The sequence below is a fragment of the Vibrio sp. 10N.222.46.A1 genome (assembly GCF_041473595.1).
Lineage (GTDB): Bacteria > Pseudomonadota > Gammaproteobacteria > Enterobacterales > Vibrionaceae > Vibrio > Vibrio tasmaniensis_A.
Map to the genome: position 1 here is coordinate 1 of NZ_JBFRSN010001504.1, position 1,247 is coordinate 1,247.

The 1,247-nt window shown below is 45.6% G+C and carries 2 protein-coding genes; one reads left to right on the plus strand and one right to left on the minus strand.

Going from position 1 to position 1,247, the window contains the following annotated elements:
- The first annotated feature begins 266 nt into the window (after positions 1–266).
- On the plus strand, positions 267–1,004 hold the full coding sequence (locus AB4496_RS27675; protein WP_009846454.1) for an HAD-IIB family hydrolase: 738 nt from the start codon (positions 267–269) through the stop codon (positions 1,002–1,004).
- Positions 1,005–1,042: 38 nt separating this feature from the next.
- Here AB4496_RS27675 and AB4496_RS27680 read toward each other — a convergent pair whose 3' ends face one another.
- Complete coding sequence (locus AB4496_RS27680; protein ID WP_372133208.1) at positions 1,043–1,246, minus strand: TIGR02450 family Trp-rich protein; 204 nt, start codon at positions 1,244–1,246, stop codon at positions 1,043–1,045.
- Between the last annotated feature and the right edge of the window lies 1 nt (position 1,247).

Genomic DNA, 1,247 nt, shown 5'->3' on the forward strand with positions numbered 1-1,247 from the left:
TTAACACCATTACGAGGCGCGCACTCCCAATGACTTTTACACACATATGAAGGGCAATCTGGATAGAGTCCGTCCAATTAGGCACAGATCGGATTGATACCTTCATCTCCGATATAGAAGACATAACACCAACTGTGATACTTGCTGCAAACTGTCAAAAGTCGATTACCCAGGCCGAAAGACAACTTGTAGAGTACACATTGCTGTTCCATTCTTTATCTAAAGGTTGGGCACTCTTTCGGACGGATAAAAGGACAGGTATTAGAATGATAAAAATGCTGGTGTGTGACTTTGATGGCACGCTTGATGGCGGCTCGTCTCATGGGGTTGATCAGTTGTTTAACTACTTAACAAAGCAACCGGCTATCCGCTTTATCATCGCGACAGGTAGAACACTGCCCTCAATTCGTGTGGGTTTAGCTTCTGACAACTACCCGAAACCACACACGATTATCAGCGACGTAGGCACGAGAATTCATCACGAGCACTCCCAAACGCCGGATCACACCTGGCACAATCAATTAGAAGCATCTTGGAACAAGTCAAAGGTTGAGTCTGCACTTGCATCGCTCGATTTCATGGGAGAGCGCTTAGAGAGCCATCAAGGGGACTACAAGATCACTTTCGAAGGAAAACTCTCAGAGCCTCAACATGAGCTGATCGTATCTCGTCTGGAATCACACGGTTTAGATGTACACCTTACTTATTCCCACGATTGGTACTTAGATATCACGCCTAAGGGGGTCAACAAGGCCACAGCGATTCATCATCTACTTAAACAACATCAGTTAAGCATTGAAGAGGTATGCGTGGCTGGCGACTCAGCGAACGACACCTCGATGCTAACCATAGATGGCGTAAATTCAATATTGGTCGCGAATCATTACCCTGAGATCGCTCACCTGTCCGATCGAGATAATGTATACACCAGCAGAGCAACACATGCAGAGGGTGTGTTAGAAGGCCTTAAATACTGGCAAGGGCTTGCTGCGTCGGGTAATTAATACAAGTGTATCAAGCAGATCGCCTCGACTTGATACACTTATTTCCAACCAGGAAGCCAATGATCCTTATCGGTTAGATCGCGCCAGTTAATGTCTTCTTCTCGTTTCGTCATCACCGCTTCTATTAAGCAACGAATGACCTCCCCTTCTTCGAATTCGACCTCAGTGATCATAAAGTGCTTTTCTTTCTTTACTGGGCTAACGGCCGTCCATTTACTGCGAAGTAGTTTCTTTGGATTGATT

Coding starts and splice junctions, on each gene's coding strand:
- AB4496_RS27675 (WP_009846454.1), top strand. CDS start 267: ATGATAAAAATGCTGGTGTGTGACTTTGATGGCACGCTTGATGGCGGC.